The organism is Williamsia phyllosphaerae, from assembly GCF_014635305.1.
Classification (GTDB): domain Bacteria; phylum Actinomycetota; class Actinomycetes; order Mycobacteriales; family Mycobacteriaceae; genus Williamsia_A; species Williamsia_A phyllosphaerae.
This window is the reverse complement of record NZ_BMCS01000001.1, coordinates 1,293,381-1,309,108: the sequence shown is the minus strand read 5'-3', so window position 1 is coordinate 1,309,108 and position 15,728 is coordinate 1,293,381. Positions and strand designations below refer to the sequence as shown.

Here is a 15,728-nt window from a genome sequence, read left to right as displayed (position 1 = left end):
GGCGTGGTCGCGGTATCAGGCGATGGCCGGCACCTGGGCTGCTTCAGGTGTCTCGGACGTCGTCGTCGGCAACATCAGGGCGCTGCGGATGTTCCGGGCACTTCCACCGATGTTACGGAGTTCTCGTCGAACCGCCGGGACTTCACGAACGTCCGGTGGCAGTCGTCGAGCGCGTGGAATCGACGCTACCCGAGAGGTCGGACAGAGATCGTGACGGATTCGTGACGCCCAGCGGAAGACTCAGGACGAATCGGGCACCTCCGACATGCGGGACGCAGACGACGTCGCCGCCGTGTGCCCGGGCCAGGGCGCGGGCGATGGGCAGCCCCAGTCCGGCGCCGACGCCGGCGCGGGATTCCTCCAGTCGGACCAGCCGCTCGAAGATGCGCTCGCGTTGCTCGTCGGGAACGCCGGGGCCGGTGTCGGTGACGGTCACCGTCGCCGTGGTGTCGGTGGCCGACACGTCGGCGGTGATGGTCCCGCCGGGAGGCGTGGCGCGCACGGCGTTGTCGATGAGGTTCGCGACCACCTGACCGATCCGGCCGGCGTCGACCGACACGGGCACGGCCGGCGATCCGGTCAGCTCGATCCGCGTACCGGGCGTCACCAGACGCGAACGGTCGGCGGCGAGGGAGACCACCTCGACGAGGTCGACGTCGGCGCGGATCAGGGCGGGGTCGGCGTCGATACGCGCGAGGTCGAGGAGGTCGTCGACGAGCCGGGCGGCGTGCCGCGATTCCCCCAGCAACAGCTCGGTCCACCGCGGCAACCGGTCGGGCCGGGAGATGCCGTCGCGACTCAGTGACTCTGCCACCGCCGACAATCCCGCGATGGGGGTCCGGAGTTCGTGGGCGGCGTCGGCGAGGAATCGCTTCGTCTCGGCCTCGGCGCGACGCGCGACGTCGGCGGCCGCCCGCTGAGCGGCCTCGGCCGACTCGAGGGCGTCGAGCATCTCGTCCACCGATCCAGCGGCCCGTCCGAGCTCGGTGTCGGGCGACTGCGGACGGACCCGTCGACCGCGGTCGCCGGAGGTGATGCCGCGGGCCACCGCGACCATCGCATCGAGCGGTCGCAACGCTCGACGAACCGCGACGACCATCGCCAACGCCGCGACGAGCAGCGTCGCCGCACCCGCGCCGGCCATCAGCCACCGCAGCTGGTGACGGACCTGGGTGATCGAGGTGGTGTCACCGAGCAGGGTCAGCACGGAACCGTCCGGCAGTCGGCGGGACACCACGAGCGAATCGGTGGCCGGCCGGGGTGGTCCGCCGCGACCGGGTCCGGCGCCGGGGCCCTGTGGCGGGCCGGACGGATCCGGGTTCGCCCCGGGCCCAGGGCGGGCACCATCCGGCGGAATCGGTGTGGCCGCCGGCTCGTCCGCGTCGGCGGGGAGCTGCGGCGGTCCGCCGTAGACGGTCCCGTCGCTGGTCTGCAGCCGCACCCGGATCGCGTCGCCCTGCAGCGCGGTCACCAGATCCTGCGGGCTGTACCCCTCGGCGGACAGCGACATCGACCGGTCGGCGCGGTCGGCCAACCGGGACGACAGGTCGCTGCGCAGTTGGTGTCCGAGCGCGATGTCGACCGAGACTCCGACCACGACGAGCAGGAACGCGAACAGAGCGACCACGACGACGAGCACACGACGGCGCAGCGACGGGGTGGCGGTGGTGGGCTGATCGCCGGGCGGCGTCGGCCGCGCGCCTCTGCGCAGGGGCCGCAGTGGCCTCACCGGTCCACCCGCAGCACGTATCCGAGGCCGCGCACCGTGTGGATGAGGCGCGGTCCATGGGCTTCCATCTTGCGACGCAGCGCGCTGACGTGGACCTCGACGAGGTTCACGTCGTAGGCGTCGTATCCCCAGACCGCCTGCAGGATCTGTGGTTTGGTGACGGTCCGCCCGCGCTGGTTGACCAGGAACTCGGCGAGGCGCAGTTCGGTGGCGGTCACGTCGAGGACGGAGTCGCCGCGCGTCACGGTGCCCGCGTCGGAGTCGACGAGCAGGTCCCCGACCGACACCGCCGTCTCGGCGCGGCCGCGCCGCCGCAGCACCGCCGACGCCCGGGCGAGGAGTTCGTCGAGCAGGAAGGGCTTCACGAGGTAGTCGTCGGCGCCGCCGGTGAGCCCGCGCAGCCGGTCGTCGATGTGGTCGCGCGCGGTCACCATGATGATCCCGGCGTCGCACCGCTGGCGGATGACCTCGATGAGGTCGAAACCGTCGCGTCCGCCCGGCAGCATCACGTCGAGGATGAACAGGTCGGGCCTGCGCCCGTCGATGATCTGCTCGAGATCGTCTCCCGACACGGCGCCGTGCGCGGCGTACCCGGCGTCGGCGAAGGCGGCCACCACGGGTTCGCGGATCGCGTCGGAGTCCTCGACGACCACCACCCGTCGTGCGGTTCGGAAGTCCTGCTTCTTGTCGGCCACACCTCAATTGTTGTCACACGCCTGAAGCTGCGCTGAAGAGTTGCTGTCCGGGCCCGGACCTTCAGGGTGACTTCAGCCTGCACCGTCACCGTCGAGGAAGTCGAGATCAACCCAACACACGAAGGAGCACGACGTGGCTGACAAGAATTCCCCCACCAATCCAGACGAGAACCCCACCAGCCGGATGGAGCCGGTCGGCCAGGGCCAGTCGCCGTCGACCGCCCCGATGCAGGGACCGACCGCCTACTCGGCAACCACGCCGACTCCGACCGAGCAGCCCGCTGATCAGCCCGTCGCGACGCAGTCCCGCTGGTCGCGGATGCGTAACCAGGCAGGCAGCAAGCCGTGGGTCCCGGTGACCGCTGTGGGTGTGGGCGCGGCGATCATCGGTGCCGTCGTGGCGTCGGCCGTCTTCCTCGCCAACCCGGTGCACGAGGAAGTGAGCAATGCGTCGTCGAGCAGCGCACTGCCCGCCTCGGGTGGTCCGGGTGAGTCCGGTGCACCGGCTGCGCCGGGCGAGTCGGGAGCACCCGCGGCGCCGGATGCCAACGGTGGTCCGCAGGGTGGACCCGCCGGGCCCGACGGCAAGGGTGCGCCGGACGCCAAGGGTGGTCCCGGTGGACCGGGCGAGAAGGGCGGCCCGATGTGCATGCCCGCCCCCGACGGCAAGGGTGGCCCCGGCGCCGGACCGGACGGCAAGGACGCGCCGAAGCCGCCGGCCGCAGGACAGGGAGCGCCCACGCCGCCGGCCGCAGGCCAGGGAGCACCGACACCCCCCGCCGCAGGCCAGGGAGCACCGACGCCCCCGGCGCCTGCCACCGGTAAGTAGTCCGCAGACGACGAAGACCGGAAGCCGAGGGCCCAGTGGGCCGTCGTCTTCCGGTCTTTCGCGTTCGGTTCAGCGAGCGGTCAGGCCTCGTCAGCCGGTGCCACGTAGGTGTCCGGCTCTTCGGCGGTCTCCTCGTGGCGCTCGCGAGCGCGCTCGAGATGCTCGGTGAGCGGGACGACCGGCTGATCGGCCGAGGTGTCGTCGCCGGCGATCACGCCGACAGTCCGTTCAGCACCTCGGTGAGCTGCTTCTCGGTGTCGACACCGACCTTCTCGAAGACCAATTTCATTGCCGGAGCGCCGATCTTGGCCGCGCCGTGGAGTTCGATCTCGTTGGTGTAGGTCAGCTCCGTGCCCGCGCCTGCGGGCTTGACCTCCATCGTCTCGGTGGACGTGGCGGTCTTGTTCTCACCCACCAGGACGATGGTGTCAGCGGTCAGGGTCTTGAGCGTGTAGGTCAATTCAGTGCTGACGCCGGCGATCTTGGACTCGTTGTGCCAGCTCGATCCGACCTTGACCGGACCGTCGTCGACGCGCACACACTTCTCGGTTCCCGGGTCCCACTCCGTGGCGTTCGAGAAGTCGGACAGGTACTCGACGACCTTGTCGGGCGTGGCGTTGACGGTGAAGGTGCGTGAAACAGTAGGCATCCGTGCTCCTAAGGGAGTTGCGTGAGGGCTTGCTACTGAACCCGGAGTACTCCTCCACCGTAACCACAGCCACTTTCATTAGTTTTTCTAACATTCGGTCTGCGTCCACATCGCGTCCACCCGTCCCCCCTAGCGTCCATCACAGGGGGTCGACGGGGGTCGAACCAAGGGCGCAGACATGTTCCATCGCTTCACCATTCGATCGGCGGCCACCGTGTCCGTCGTGATCGGCTGCGTCGCAGCCGGGCTCGGCTTGACGACCTCGGTTGCCGGTGCCACACCACCGGCCATCCCGTCGGTCGCGACCGCGAAGTCGGAACTGGCCGGGCTCCCGGTCGCCACCGAGGGTTCGATGAGCGGCTACTCACGCGAGCAGTTCCCGCACTGGATCGCCCAGTCGGGCACCTGCGACACCCGCGAGACCGTGCTCAAACGCGACGGGTCGGGTGTGACCGTGGGCAGCGATTGTCAGCCGACGGCGGGGTCGTGGCGTTCGCCGTATGACGGTGTCACCGTCGCCACCTCCTCGGGTGTCGACGTCGACCACATCGTCCCGCTCGCCGAGGCCTGGCGGTCCGGCGCCGCGTCGTGGACCACCGCGCGCCGCCAGGCGTTCGCCAACGATCTGACGAACTCGCAGCTCATCGCCGTGTCGGCGAGCTCGAACCGCTCCAAGGGCGACCAGGATCCGTCGACCTGGCTGCCGCCGGTCAGCTCGTATCACTGCACCTACGCTCGGATGTGGATCGGCTCCAAGCACGCGTGGGGTCTCTCGCTGCAGTCGAGTGAGAAGTCAGCACTCACCTCACTACTGAACGGATGCTAGAGATGGCCGAACTGTCGACGATCGTGACCGCCGCGCCGGGCGGGGTGATGACCGACGAGGTCGGTGTCATCACCGGTTCGGTCGAGATCGCGTGTGCCTGCGGCGATGACAACCTCGGCGTCGCCCGCGTCCGCTACGAGGACGCCGGCGAGTGGTACACGATCACCGACACCTCGCGGCCCCTGACCGGGCCCGACGAGCTCGAGTCCTACCACCGGTCCGTCGTCGACAAGTTCCGCGCACCGGCGTAGCCGCAACAGCCGCAACGTCCCCTCAGCGGGAAAATCAGTACCGATTCGCAACAGTCGTGAGCCGTGCATACTTCTCGGGGTGACAGACCATCGGGCGTTTCGGATCTGCAGGGTCACCGGCCACGCGGCCTTCTGGTTGCTGATTGTCGCGACGTTGTTCGCGGGTGGGCTCACCTGGCTGGTCGCCGACGACGGAAGTGCCGCGGCCACCTCACTGATCCGTCTGCCGAGCGGTGCCGAGTCGTTCGTCGCCTCGGATTCCGGGGTAATCACGCAGACAGCCGGCACGCCGGTTTTCGACACCCGCATCGGCACCGCCAGTGTCCTGGAGAAGCGGTCGACCAGCTTCCCCACGTTCTCGCAGATCTCGTTCGCCTGCGCCGCGGTCCTCGTCTTCGCCGCCCTGGGTGAGGCGATACTGATGCGTCGGCAACCTCGGAAGCTCGTCACCATCGCGATCCCGTTCCTCGTCCTGGCCATCCTCTGGTACGCGACGCCGGGCGCGCGGTCGAGCGTCCGACTCGACCCCGAGGTGGCCTTTCTCTTCGTCCTCGCCGCCATCGCGGTCCGAGAGATCTGGTTCCGACGTTTCGCGCCCACCCTCGCGGTGGCGCAGGACGAGGCAGCCACCGACGATCCGTAGCAGTTCCGCTCGCCTGACGACACGAACTGCTACAGATCTGGCCGTCCGACGTACGGTGGGAGTCTGCCGTGCAACGGTGAAGCAGCGAACACCATCACCGACGAGAGCGAGGGTCACCATGACCTTTCCGCACCAGAACGAGAAGCCCGTGGGCGAAACCGAGGAGATCTCGGACGAGGAAGCCGCCTACGAGGCCTCCGAGAAGAGCACCGACAAGCGCGACCACGCGGTCGGCGGGAGCAAGGGAACCACCGACGGCCAGTGACGCCTGACGACATCGTCGCCTCCCTGCGATCGGCGGGATGTGTTTTCGCCGAGGACGAGGCCGCACTCCTGATCGATGCCGCGGACGGTCCTGCGGAGTTGGCGGCGATGGTGTCCGACCGCGTCGCCGGCCGTCCACTGGAATACATCGTCGGCTGGGTTGCGTTCGGAGACCTGCGAATACAGGTTGCCGACGGCGTCTTCGTGCCCCGCTCCCGAACGCAGCTGCTCGCGGCGCAGGCCGCCCGACTCGTGAGCGGCGACGCCGTGCTCATCGAGATGTGTTGCGGGGCAGGCGCGGTCGCGGCGACGGTGGCCAGTCGGGTACCGACCGCGCAGATCGTCGCCTGCGACATCGATCCGATCGCCACGGACTGCGCCCGTCGCAACCTGTCCGATGCGCAGGTGTGCACCGGCGACCTGTTCGACGCCCTCCCCGACACCCTCCGCGGGCGAGTCGGCGTGATCGCGGCGAATGCGCCCTACGTCCCCACCGACGCCATCGCGACGATGCCGCGTGAGGCCCGACAGTACGAGCCGCGGACCACGCTCGACGGCGGTCCCGACGGCCTCGACATCGCCCGGCGGATCGTGGTCGGCGCACCGGACTGGCTCGGACCGGGCGGGCATCTGCTGATCGAGACATCCACCCGCCAGGCCGGCGCCTTGTGTGCGGCGATGGTGCGGCGTGGGTTCGACGCCCGCACGATCACCGACGAGGACAACGGCGGCACCGTCGCCGTGGCCGCCCTTCCGTAGGGTTGATCACATACCGGCACCGGCAGTTCCCGGCGCCGAGAGCAGCAACGGAGTGATTGATGACGAAGACGACCTGCGTGGTCACCGGCGCCACCGGATACATCGGAGGCCGCCTCGCGCCGCGCCTCATCGATCGGGGCCACACCGTGCGCGCCCTGGTCCGCACGCCGTCGAAACTCGCCGACGCGCCGTGGGCCGACGAGAACACCGTGGTCAAGGGTGACCTCTCCGATCGCGCGTCCCTCGATCGCGCGTTCGCGGGCGCCGACGTCGTCTATCACCTCGTGCACTCCATGGGCGGTTCCGACGACTTCATGGCCGAGGAGCGCCGCACGGCCACCAACCTCGCCGAGGCCGCGAAGGCCGCGGGCGTGTCCCGCATCGTCTACCTGAGCGGTCTGCACCCGCTCGAGAAGGAACTGTCGGACCATCTGACGTCGCGCGTCGAGGTGGGCGAGATCTTCATCGCGTCCGGCGTCGACACCATCGTGCTGCAGGCGGGCGTCGTGATCGGCACCGGATCGGCCTCGTTCGAGTTGATCCGGCACCTCACCGACCGCCTCCCGATCATGACCACGCCGCGCTGGGTGCACAACAAGATCCAGCCGATCGCTGTTCGCGATGCGCTGTACTACCTGGCCGAGGCGGCCACCGTCCCCATCACCGAGAGCCGCACCTACGACATCGGCGGCACCGAGGTCTTCGAGTACGGCGACATGATGCAGATCTACGCCGAGGCGGCCGGGCTGCGGCGCCGGCGGATGGTCGTGCTGCCGTACCTCACCCCGTCGATCGCCAGCCGGTGGGTTCGCCTGGTGACACCGGTGCCCAGCGGACTGGCACGCCCACTCATCGAGTCCCTCGAACACGACGCCGTCATGCACGAGCACGACATCGACGATCTCATCCCCCGCCCCGAGGGCGGACTGTTGACCTATCGGCAGGCGCTCGACGCCGCTCTGGACCGCAAGCATCGCGCCGACACCGACAACACCTGGTCCAACGCCGACGCGTCCGTGCCTGCCGCAGAACCACTCCCGACGGATCCGTCGTGGGCGGGCGAGGACGTCTTCACCGACACCAGGTCGGTGAACACCGGCGCCTCGCCGGAGGCGTTGTGGAAGGTCGTCTCGACCATCGGTGGCGACAACGGCTGGTATTCAACACCTCTCGTGTGGTCGGCGCGGGCCGCGGTCGACGGCGTGGTCGGCGGACCCGGCTTGCGACGCGGCAAGTCCGGCGACACCGCCGCCGAGGGCGAGGCACTGGACTGGTGGCGCGTCGTCGACGTCGAGGACGGTTCCGTGCTCCGCCTGCGCGCGGAGACCAAGATGCCCGGCGTCGCATGGCTCGAATTACGAGTCGTCCCCGAGGGTTCCGGCGCGCGACTGGAGCAGAAGACCATCTTCTACGCCCGCGGCCTGGCCGGTCTCGCCTACTGGTACGGCCAGCTGCCGTTCCACAAGGTGATCTTCTCGCGGATGGCACACAACATCGTGTCAACGGCCGAAGCCGCGCACTGAGGTTCAGCGTCGCCGACGCACCGACCACTCGTCGTAGGAGAACAGGGCCAGTGCGAAAGCCAACAGCGGCAGGGCCAACCACACCGTGTGGACGCCCAACGTCGGCGACGACACCGCGCAGACCACTGCGCCGGTGAGGAACGACCCGATGATGGCGGCCAGGTTCACCGCATGCGGCCGAGCCACGGGATCGTGCCCGAAAACCCAGTCGTACAACGCCATCGACATGCTCTTGAGGTTGCCGGTCGTCATGGTGGTCGAGTAGGCGACGTCGACCAGCGTCTTGAACACCGCGATCTGTATCGCGGCCGCGTAGGCGATCACCACCGTGGACAGCTCGTCGCCGTAGTTCAATCGCTCGGAGCTGGGGATGAACCCCACCGCCAGGAGCAGGACGAACTCGACGACCAACACGCTGCGCACCGGATACCTCAGCCAGGTCCGGGCTGCGGTGGTGGTGAGGTACTGCGCCGTCATCACGCCGGCGACGAACGCGATCACGGGCGGGACGTGCGCTGCGGCATCGCACCAACGCCCCTGCGAGGCCTTGATGCCGAGGAAGATCAGATTGCCGGTCTGGGCATTGGCGAACACCCCGCCCCGATTGACGAACGTGTACACGTCGAGGAAACCCCCGACCGCGGCCATGAGCATGCCGAGTCGGACGGTGGTGGAGGTGACGACCCGAGGCTCACGCGCCATCAGGTCACCATCTCACGGCGTTTCCCCTCCACGTCGGCCGATGAGCCGGTAGGCCACTCCGACGATCACCACGAGCAGTCCGACGGCGATCGCCGATCCCGGTAGTGCGACGACGAGAACCACGCAACCGACCGCCCCCACCACCGCGAGTCCACGGGGATAGCGCCGATGCTCTCGTTGCTGGGTGAGGGCAGCCACGTTCGCGACGAGGTAGTAGACCAGCACCCCGAACGACGAGAAACCGATGGCGTCGCGCAGATCGAGGGTGAGCACGAGGACGGACACCACCGTCGCCACGGCGATCTCGGCTCGGTGCGGAACCCGGTGGCGGGGATGTACGGCCGCCAGCGGACGCGGGAGGTCGCCGGTACGAGCCATCGCCAGGGTCGTCCGGCCCACGCCTGCGATGAGACCGAGCAGCGCGCCGAGTGTGGCCGCCGCGGCCCCGATTCGCACGATCGGGTCCATCCATCCGCTACCGCCCGACGTGGCGACATCGACCAACGGCGCAACCGATCCGGCCAGGCGATCCGGTCCGAGTACGGCGAGGGAGATAGCGGCGATGACGACGTACACGGCCAGCGCGATGGCCAGGGCGAGCACGATCGCCCGCGGGATCGACCGCGCCGGGTCATGCACCTCTTCACCCAACGTCGCGATCCGCGCGTAGCCGGCGAACGCGAAGAACAACAGCCCGGCGGACTGAACGATCCCGTACCACCCGTGCCCCACGACGTCGTCGATCAGATTCGATGTCTGTGGGTCGCCGCCGACGATTCCCGCGACAACCACCCCGGCGAGCACCAGCACCACGACCGTCACGATGACCTTGGTGACGCCGGCGGTCCGTGTCACGCCGAAGTAGTTGACCGCGGTCAGCACGACCACCGCTGCCACCGCGCCCGGTCGGGCCCATCCGTCCGGCAGTGCGTAGACACCGAACGTGAGCGCCATGGCCGCGCAACTGGCCGTCTTGCCGACGACGAACGACCATCCGGCGACGAATCCCCACCAGTCGCCCAGTCGTTCACGGCCGTACACGTACGTGCCACCGGACTGCGGGTACTGAGCTGCCAACTGTGCCGACGACGTCGCGTTGCAGAAGGCGACGAGCGCAGCGATCGCCAGACCGATCAGCAGGCCCGACCCCGCGACGGCGGCAGCCGGGGCGAACGACGCGAAGACCCCCGCGCCGATCATCGACCCGAGACCGATGACCACGGCATCGACCGTGCCGAGACGTCGGGCCAGGGTGTGGTCGGCGCCGGTGCTGCTCATCGGGCTGTCATCGCCTCCATCGGAAACGACACCGCGGACCGATCGCCCTGGGGCGAACGATCCGCGGTGTCGGTGAAACCGGGTGGGTCAGGCTCCGAGCGACGGCCCGAGAGTCGAGAACCACGACTCGTGCAGACGCGCCTGCCAGAAGTTCCAGTCGTGCGTGCCCTCGTTAGTGATGCGCGAGACCACTCGGACACCGTTCATCTGCAAAGTCCCGAGGTACTGGCGACTGGCGATGCCGGACGCGACCTCGAGCGGGACCACCTGCGCGAACTTGGTCGGGTTGGTCACCGGGTCGATGTTCGATCCACCGGTACCCGCCGAGATGTAGACGCGCTTGCCACGCAGAGCCGCGGCCCGCAGCGCGGGGTCGTTCTCCAGCCACCGGCCGCCCGGCCAGACGCCCCACATGTTGTCGGCGTTGCCGCCGACCTGGCTGATCGCGACCTGGATGCCCTGCGCGAAGCCCGGCTCGGTGGTCAGCGGGTAGCCGCTGTAGGACGCGACGCCACGGAACATGCCCGGGTGGCGGGTCGCCAGGTTGAGCGCAGAGGTGCCGCTCATCGACAGACCGGCGATCGCGTTGTTGGTGCGCGAGCTGTTGTAGCGGTTCGCCATGAAGTTGGGGAGCTCACGCGTCAGGAAGGTTTCCCACTTGTTGAGGCCCAGCACCGGGTCGCGACGGTCCCAGTCGGTGTAGAAGCTGCCTGCGCCACCGAAGGGCATGACGACGTTGACGTTCTTGTTGGCGAAGAAACGACGGACGTCGGTGTTGATCAACCAACCGTTGTCGTTGTTCGGCGCACGCAGTCCGTCGAGGAGGTACAGCGTCGGCGCGCCCCGGCGCTGGGCGCCGAGGATCTCGACCGGGATGTTCCGCTTCATCGCGGGGGAGTAGACCTGGGTCGTCGCGACGCGGGCCTCAGCGGGTCCGGCGGTGACGACGGTCGCGAGTCCGGTGGTCGCGACCACCGCGCACACACCGGCCAGCAGGCGAGTACGAAGCCTGTGAATCGACATTGAAGGGTCCTTCGTTTCTCACATGAGCTGGGGGACCCACGCAGAGTAACAGCCGCATAACGAGACGGCAGAATCGCCGACGGCGTGCTGGTGAAGCGGCTATCGCGGGGTCGGTTGTGGATATCCCCGGCGAACTGTGCGATCGAGGATGCCCAGTGTCCCCGACAGCGCCGCCTCGGAGATGACAGGGAAGATGCCGCGGTCCTTGATCTCCTGGCGGGCGTTCGACCAGTCGTAGAACGATGTCACCAGCGTCCCGTCGTCGTTCGGCTCGAGTCGGTAGCCGTAGACATGACCGATCGGCGGCTGCACGGTGCCGCTGATACTCCACGAGATCTCCCGTTCTGCCTCGAACGACTCGATGATCACCGTGACGTCGTACTTCCCCATCTCGGGGATGTCCTTGATCGACTCACGGTCCATGTGGACGACGAACCGATCCCCCACCGCGGTGACCCGATTGCCGTCGGCACTCATCAACATCCCGGACGCGTCGATCGCGACGTGGCCCTGCGGATCGGCCAGGACGGCGAACACGTCGGCCGGCACCGCGGCGATCTGACGGTGGACTTCGAGACGTTCGGTCATGGATTCGCGCCTTTCGTGGGTCGCACCGATGTGGCGTGGGTCTCATCCTGCGAGGTCACTGGCCTTTACGGTTCGATTACTTAGCGTTATGCAACTAACGTCATTCAAGCACAGCCGAGACGACCGTCATCGACAGAGAGGTGGGCCGGGAGATGACCAACACGCAGTCACGCGCGGTATCGGTCTACACCGCGCTCGCCCGCATCAACCGCATGCTGCGCAACGGGGTCGGTCCGGGAGCACTGACCCTGGGCGCCACCTCGGCGCTGTGGGTTCTGGTCAACAGTTCGCCGATGCGTCTGTCCGATCTCGCCGCCAAGGAGAACGTCAGCGCGCCGACGATGTCTCGTCTCGTCGCGGCCCTGGAGCGCGACGGGATGGTCGAGCGCACCGCCGACCCGCTCGACGGACGCGCCAGCCTGATCGCACCGACGCCGGCCGCGGTCGAACTCATCCGTGGCGCCACCTCGCGTCGCGCCCAGTTGATGGAGTCCGCGCTCAACCGCCTCGCCCCCGAAGATCGTGCCGCCGCCGAACGATCGATCGAGCTGCTGGCCGAGGTGCTCGCCGAACAGGTCTGCGCCAGCGGCGACCCACCGCTGTAGATCCGACCCGACCTCCACGGACTCCGCGTACGACGCCGTCGCCCCCGTGACCCGCCCGATTCATCCCACCCGCTGAGGAAGAAGTCATGGCCAATCACCTTCTCGAGAAACCGGCCGAGTCGGCCGACAAGCGCAGCCGCACGCGGTCGCTGGAAGAGCTCGGTCCCAACTACAAGTGGATCGCCCTGTCCAACACCACGCTCGGGATGCTCATCGCGACGATCAACTCCTCGATCGTCCTGATCGCCCTCCCCGACATCTTCAAGGGCATCAAGCTCAACCCGCTGGAGTCGCAGAACACCAGCTACCTGCTGTGGATGATGATGGGATTCCTCGTCGTCACAGCGGTTCTCGTAGTCAGCTTCGGACGGCTCGGCGACATGTTCGGCCGCGCCAAGATGTACAACATCGGCTTCCTGGTCTTCACCGTGTCGTCGATCTTCCTGGCGGCCACCTGGTTCGACGGCAGCAAGGCCGCGATCTGGCTGATCTTCTGGCGGGTGATCCAGGGCGTCGGCGGAGCGTTCCTGATGGCGAACTCCTCGGCCATCCTCACCGACGCGTTCCCGCAGCATCAGCGCGGACTCGCACTCGGCATCAACGGCGTCGCCGCGATCGCCGGATCGTTCCTCGGCCTGCTCGTCGGCGGTGTCCTGGCACCGATCGACTGGAACCTCATCTTCCTGGTGTCGGTCCCGTTCGGTGTGGTCGGAACCATCTGGGCCTATATGAAGCTGCACGACACCGGCGTCCGTCAGAAGGCGACGATGGACTGGTGGGGCAACATCACCTTCGCGGTCGGTCTGATCGCGATCCTGGTCGGCATCACCTACGGCATCCAGCCCTACGGCGCGTCGAACATGGGGTGGATGAGCCCGATGGTGCTCACCTGCCTCATCGGTGGCGCCGCAGTGCTCGCCGCCTTCGCCGTGATCGAGACGCGGGTGTCGAACCCTCTGTTCAACCTGTCGCTGTTCAAGAACCACTCGTTCCTCTACGGCAACATCGCGAACCTGATGGCCTCCATCGGTCGCGGCGGACTGCAGTTCATCATCATCATCTGGCTGCAGGGGATCTGGCTTCCGCAGCACGGATACGACTACACCCGCACCCCACTGTGGGCCGGTATCTACATGGTCCCCATGACGATCGGATTCCTGCTCTCGGCGCCGGTCTCGGGTTACCTGTCGGACAAGGTGGGTACCAAGTGGTTCACCACCTCGGGCCTGTTCATCACGGCGGCGACCTTCGCCGCGCTGATCGCGATCCCGGTCGACTTCAACTACTGGGCGTTCGCGGTGATCCTGTTGATCAACGGCATCGGCATGGGCCTGTTCGCCTCGCCGAACCGCGCCGAGGTGATGAACAGCCTGCCCGCCAACGCCCGTGGATCGGGCGCCGGCATGATGACGACCTTCCAGAACGCGGCCATGGTGCTCTCGATCGGACTGTTCTTCAGCCTGATGATCGCCGGTCTGTCCAGCGATCTGCCGTCGGCCATGAGCAACGGCCTGCTCGCACACGGCGTCTCGCCCGCTGACGCCAACCAGGTCGCCAACCTGCCGACGGTGGGCATCCTGTTCGCCGCGTTCCTGGGCTACAACCCGATCAAGGAACTCGTCGGACCCCACCTGGACACACTGTCGCAGTCGAACCAGGACACCCTGACGGGGCTGAAGTTCTTCCCGCACCTGATCTCGGAGCCCTTCTCCAACGGTCTGTCCGCGGCGTTCACCTTCGCCATCGTCTGCTGCATCCTCGGTGCCATCGCGTCGCTGTTCACCGGTCGCGCAGGCGACAAGGCCACGATCGAACCGCACGAGAGTGTCGGCGAGGAGCTCGCGAGCGTGTCCATGGGCGCCGTCGCCGCCCGCGACGCGGAGCACTCCGAGAACGATTCGGACACAGGCGGTCCGGGTTCGAAGCGGCCACATCGTCCGGAGCACGCCCACCGCTAGACGGGTCCGATCTCGCCCACCACACGGCGCGTCTGCTCCTCGGAGCAGGCGCGTCGTCTGCTGTGCGGGGCCGCGGTCAGGATTTTCAGCGAAGTGGGGGCTTGCTGTTGGGAACCTCTCAGGATCGCGGAGTTGTCTGGGTGGTCAGGAGGAACACTGTGAATCACGAACCGCACCACGACATCCATCGCGCCGACGGCCACCGTCCGTACGACCCGGGCATGCCGCCCGGCGGGTGGCAGCAGGCACCGCCCAACGCATACGGCCCGCCCCCGCAGCCGACCATGCCACCGGCCCGCAGGTACAACCCGTTCGGGATGTTGGCGCTCGCCGCGCTCACCGTCGCGGTCGCCGTCCTGACCGCGTTCGGCGCCACCGCGCTGCACGAGCAGGCGGCGTCCCCGACGCGATCACAGGCCGTGGCGCCGGTCCAGCGCGTGGACAACACCGTCGACGGCACCGCTTCGGCCACGCTGCAGCGCGCCGCGCAGGCCGTGGTCCCCGGGATGGTCTACATCAACACCGAACTCGGCTATCAGAACGGTGCGGGCGCCGGAACCGGGATCGTCCTGTCCTCCACCGGTGAGGTGCTGACGAACAACCACGTCATCTCCGGTGCCACGTCGATCACCGCAACCGATCTCGGCAACGGCCGTACCTACCCCGCGACCGTGGTCGGATACGACCGCAAATCCGATGTCGCCGTGGTGAAGTTGACCGGCGCCACCGGCCTCACCACCGCGCCGCTGGGTGACTCGAGCGCCGTGAAGGTGGGCGACGCCATCGTGGGTGTCGGCAACGCAGGCGGCGGAGGGGGTGACCCGACCGCAGCACCGGGCCGAGTCACCGCCCTCGACCAGGCGATCACGGCAAGTGACGAGTCGACGGGGTCGGCGGAACAGCTGACCGGGCTGATCCAGATCGCGGCGAACATCCAACCCGGGGATTCCGGGGGCCCGTTGGTGAACTCGTCCGGCAAGGTCGTCGGAATGAACACCGCCGCCAGTCAGGGCTACCGTCTCGGCGGCCAGAACACCGGTGGTGGCGAGGGATTCGCGATCCCGATCGCCCGAGCCCGTACGGTCGCCGATCAGATCACCTCCGGATCGCGCTCGGCGACGGTCCACATCGGCGACTCGGCGATGCTGGGCGTGACCGCGAGCGACGGCCCCAACGGCTCCGGTGCGCTCGTGCAGCAGGTCCTCGAGAACGGGTCAGCGGCACAGGTGTTGTCGGCCGGCGACACGATCACATCGATCAACGGCACACCGATCGGTTCGGTCACCGCACTCACCGAGGCCATCGACACCCTGTACCCCGGCGACTCGGTGCCCGTCAACTGGATCGACGCGAACGGGCAGCAGCAGTCGGCGACCGTGACCCTCGCCGAGGGAGCCGCAGCCTGA

Annotated in this window: 18 protein-coding genes; 10 read left to right on the top strand and 8 right to left on the bottom strand. The window is 68.1% G+C overall.

Translation table 11 applies throughout. The annotated features are described in order from the left end of the window. Nucleotides 1–142 precede the first annotated feature (142 nt). Nucleotides 143–1,720 (bottom strand): HAMP domain-containing sensor histidine kinase, encoded by a 1,578-nt coding sequence (locus tag IEV93_RS06080; RefSeq protein WP_229705127.1) that lies wholly within the window; start codon nucleotides 1,718–1,720, stop codon nucleotides 143–145. Between the two features lie 5 nt (nucleotides 1,721–1,725). Beyond that, complete coding sequence (locus IEV93_RS06075) at nucleotides 1,726–2,424, bottom strand: response regulator transcription factor (RefSeq protein WP_229704913.1); 699 nt, start codon at nucleotides 2,422–2,424, stop codon at nucleotides 1,726–1,728. A gap of 133 nt (nucleotides 2,425–2,557) precedes the next feature. Between IEV93_RS06075 and IEV93_RS06070 the strand changes: the two genes are divergently transcribed. Continuing rightward, nucleotides 2,558–3,253: a hypothetical protein gene (locus IEV93_RS06070; protein ID WP_188487879.1), complete on the top strand. Its 696-nt coding sequence runs from the start codon at nucleotides 2,558–2,560 to the stop codon at nucleotides 3,251–3,253. A gap of 80 nt (nucleotides 3,254–3,333) precedes the next feature. Here IEV93_RS06070 and IEV93_RS22590 read toward each other — a convergent pair whose 3' ends face one another. Beyond that, nucleotides 3,334–3,468 (bottom strand): hypothetical protein, encoded by a 135-nt coding sequence (locus IEV93_RS22590; RefSeq protein WP_268237454.1) that lies wholly within the window; start codon nucleotides 3,466–3,468, stop codon nucleotides 3,334–3,336. After that, complete coding sequence (locus IEV93_RS06065) at nucleotides 3,465–3,902, bottom strand: DUF6263 family protein (RefSeq protein WP_188487877.1); 438 nt, start codon at nucleotides 3,900–3,902, stop codon at nucleotides 3,465–3,467. Before IEV93_RS06065 ends, IEV93_RS22590 begins: the two co-directional genes overlap by 4 nt. Nucleotides 3,903–4,080: 178 nt before the next feature. Here IEV93_RS06065 and IEV93_RS06060 point away from each other — a divergent pair, with 178 nt between their 5' ends. The 6 genes from IEV93_RS06060 to IEV93_RS06035 all read left to right on the top strand — a co-directional run bounded on the left by IEV93_RS06060 (nucleotide 4,081) and on the right by IEV93_RS06035 (nucleotide 8,168). Beyond that, nucleotides 4,081–4,728, top strand: coding sequence for an HNH endonuclease family protein (locus IEV93_RS06060; protein WP_188487875.1), 648 nt, complete (start codon nucleotides 4,081–4,083; stop codon nucleotides 4,726–4,728). Between the two features lie 2 nt (nucleotides 4,729–4,730). Beyond that, complete coding sequence (locus IEV93_RS06055) at nucleotides 4,731–4,979, top strand: hypothetical protein (protein WP_188487873.1); 249 nt, start codon at nucleotides 4,731–4,733, stop codon at nucleotides 4,977–4,979. A gap of 79 nt (nucleotides 4,980–5,058) precedes the next feature. Further along, a complete protein-coding gene (locus IEV93_RS06050) occupies nucleotides 5,059–5,622 on the top strand; it encodes a hypothetical protein (RefSeq protein ID WP_188487872.1) in 564 nt (187 codons plus the stop codon). A gap of 118 nt (nucleotides 5,623–5,740) precedes the next feature. After that, nucleotides 5,741–5,887, top strand: a complete 147-nt coding sequence (locus IEV93_RS06045) for a hypothetical protein (RefSeq protein WP_188487870.1) — start codon at nucleotides 5,741–5,743, stop codon at nucleotides 5,885–5,887. After that, nucleotides 5,884–6,645: a putative protein N(5)-glutamine methyltransferase gene (locus IEV93_RS06040; protein WP_188487868.1), complete on the top strand. Its 762-nt coding sequence runs from the start codon at nucleotides 5,884–5,886 to the stop codon at nucleotides 6,643–6,645. The genes IEV93_RS06045 and IEV93_RS06040 overlap by 4 nt, the downstream gene beginning before the upstream one ends. Before the next feature lie 59 nt (nucleotides 6,646–6,704). After that, nucleotides 6,705–8,168, top strand: coding sequence for an SDR family oxidoreductase (locus IEV93_RS06035; protein ID WP_188487866.1), 1,464 nt, complete (start codon nucleotides 6,705–6,707; stop codon nucleotides 8,166–8,168). A 3-nt stretch (nucleotides 8,169–8,171) separates the two neighbouring features. On the opposite strand, the gene IEV93_RS06030 is transcribed toward IEV93_RS06035, so the two are convergent. From IEV93_RS06030 to IEV93_RS06015, 4 genes are all read right to left on the bottom strand, one after another. After that, nucleotides 8,172–8,870 (bottom strand): YoaK family protein, encoded by a 699-nt coding sequence (locus IEV93_RS06030; RefSeq protein WP_188487864.1) that lies wholly within the window; start codon nucleotides 8,868–8,870, stop codon nucleotides 8,172–8,174. A 12-nt stretch (nucleotides 8,871–8,882) separates the two neighbouring features. After that, nucleotides 8,883–10,148, bottom strand: coding sequence for an APC family permease (locus IEV93_RS06025; RefSeq protein ID WP_188487862.1), 1,266 nt, complete (start codon nucleotides 10,146–10,148; stop codon nucleotides 8,883–8,885). A gap of 87 nt (nucleotides 10,149–10,235) precedes the next feature. Continuing rightward, nucleotides 10,236–11,171, bottom strand: coding sequence for an alpha/beta hydrolase (locus IEV93_RS06020; RefSeq protein ID WP_188487860.1), 936 nt, complete (start codon nucleotides 11,169–11,171; stop codon nucleotides 10,236–10,238). A gap of 99 nt (nucleotides 11,172–11,270) precedes the next feature. Then, a complete protein-coding gene (locus IEV93_RS06015) occupies nucleotides 11,271–11,759 on the bottom strand; it encodes an SRPBCC family protein (protein ID WP_188487858.1) in 489 nt (162 codons plus the stop codon). Between the two features lie 152 nt (nucleotides 11,760–11,911). Between IEV93_RS06015 and IEV93_RS06010 the strand changes: the two genes are divergently transcribed. From IEV93_RS06010 to IEV93_RS06000, 3 genes are all read left to right on the top strand, one after another. Then, entirely contained in the window at nucleotides 11,912–12,364 is a 453-nt protein-coding gene (locus IEV93_RS06010) for a MarR family winged helix-turn-helix transcriptional regulator (RefSeq protein ID WP_188487856.1), read from the top strand. 86 nt (nucleotides 12,365–12,450) lie between these two features. Further along, nucleotides 12,451–14,322, top strand: a complete 1,872-nt coding sequence (locus IEV93_RS06005; protein ID WP_188487854.1) for an MFS transporter — start codon at nucleotides 12,451–12,453, stop codon at nucleotides 14,320–14,322. Nucleotides 14,323–14,480: 158 nt separating this feature from the next. After that, complete coding sequence (locus IEV93_RS06000; protein ID WP_229704912.1) at nucleotides 14,481–15,728, top strand: S1C family serine protease; 1,248 nt, start codon at nucleotides 14,481–14,483, stop codon at nucleotides 15,726–15,728.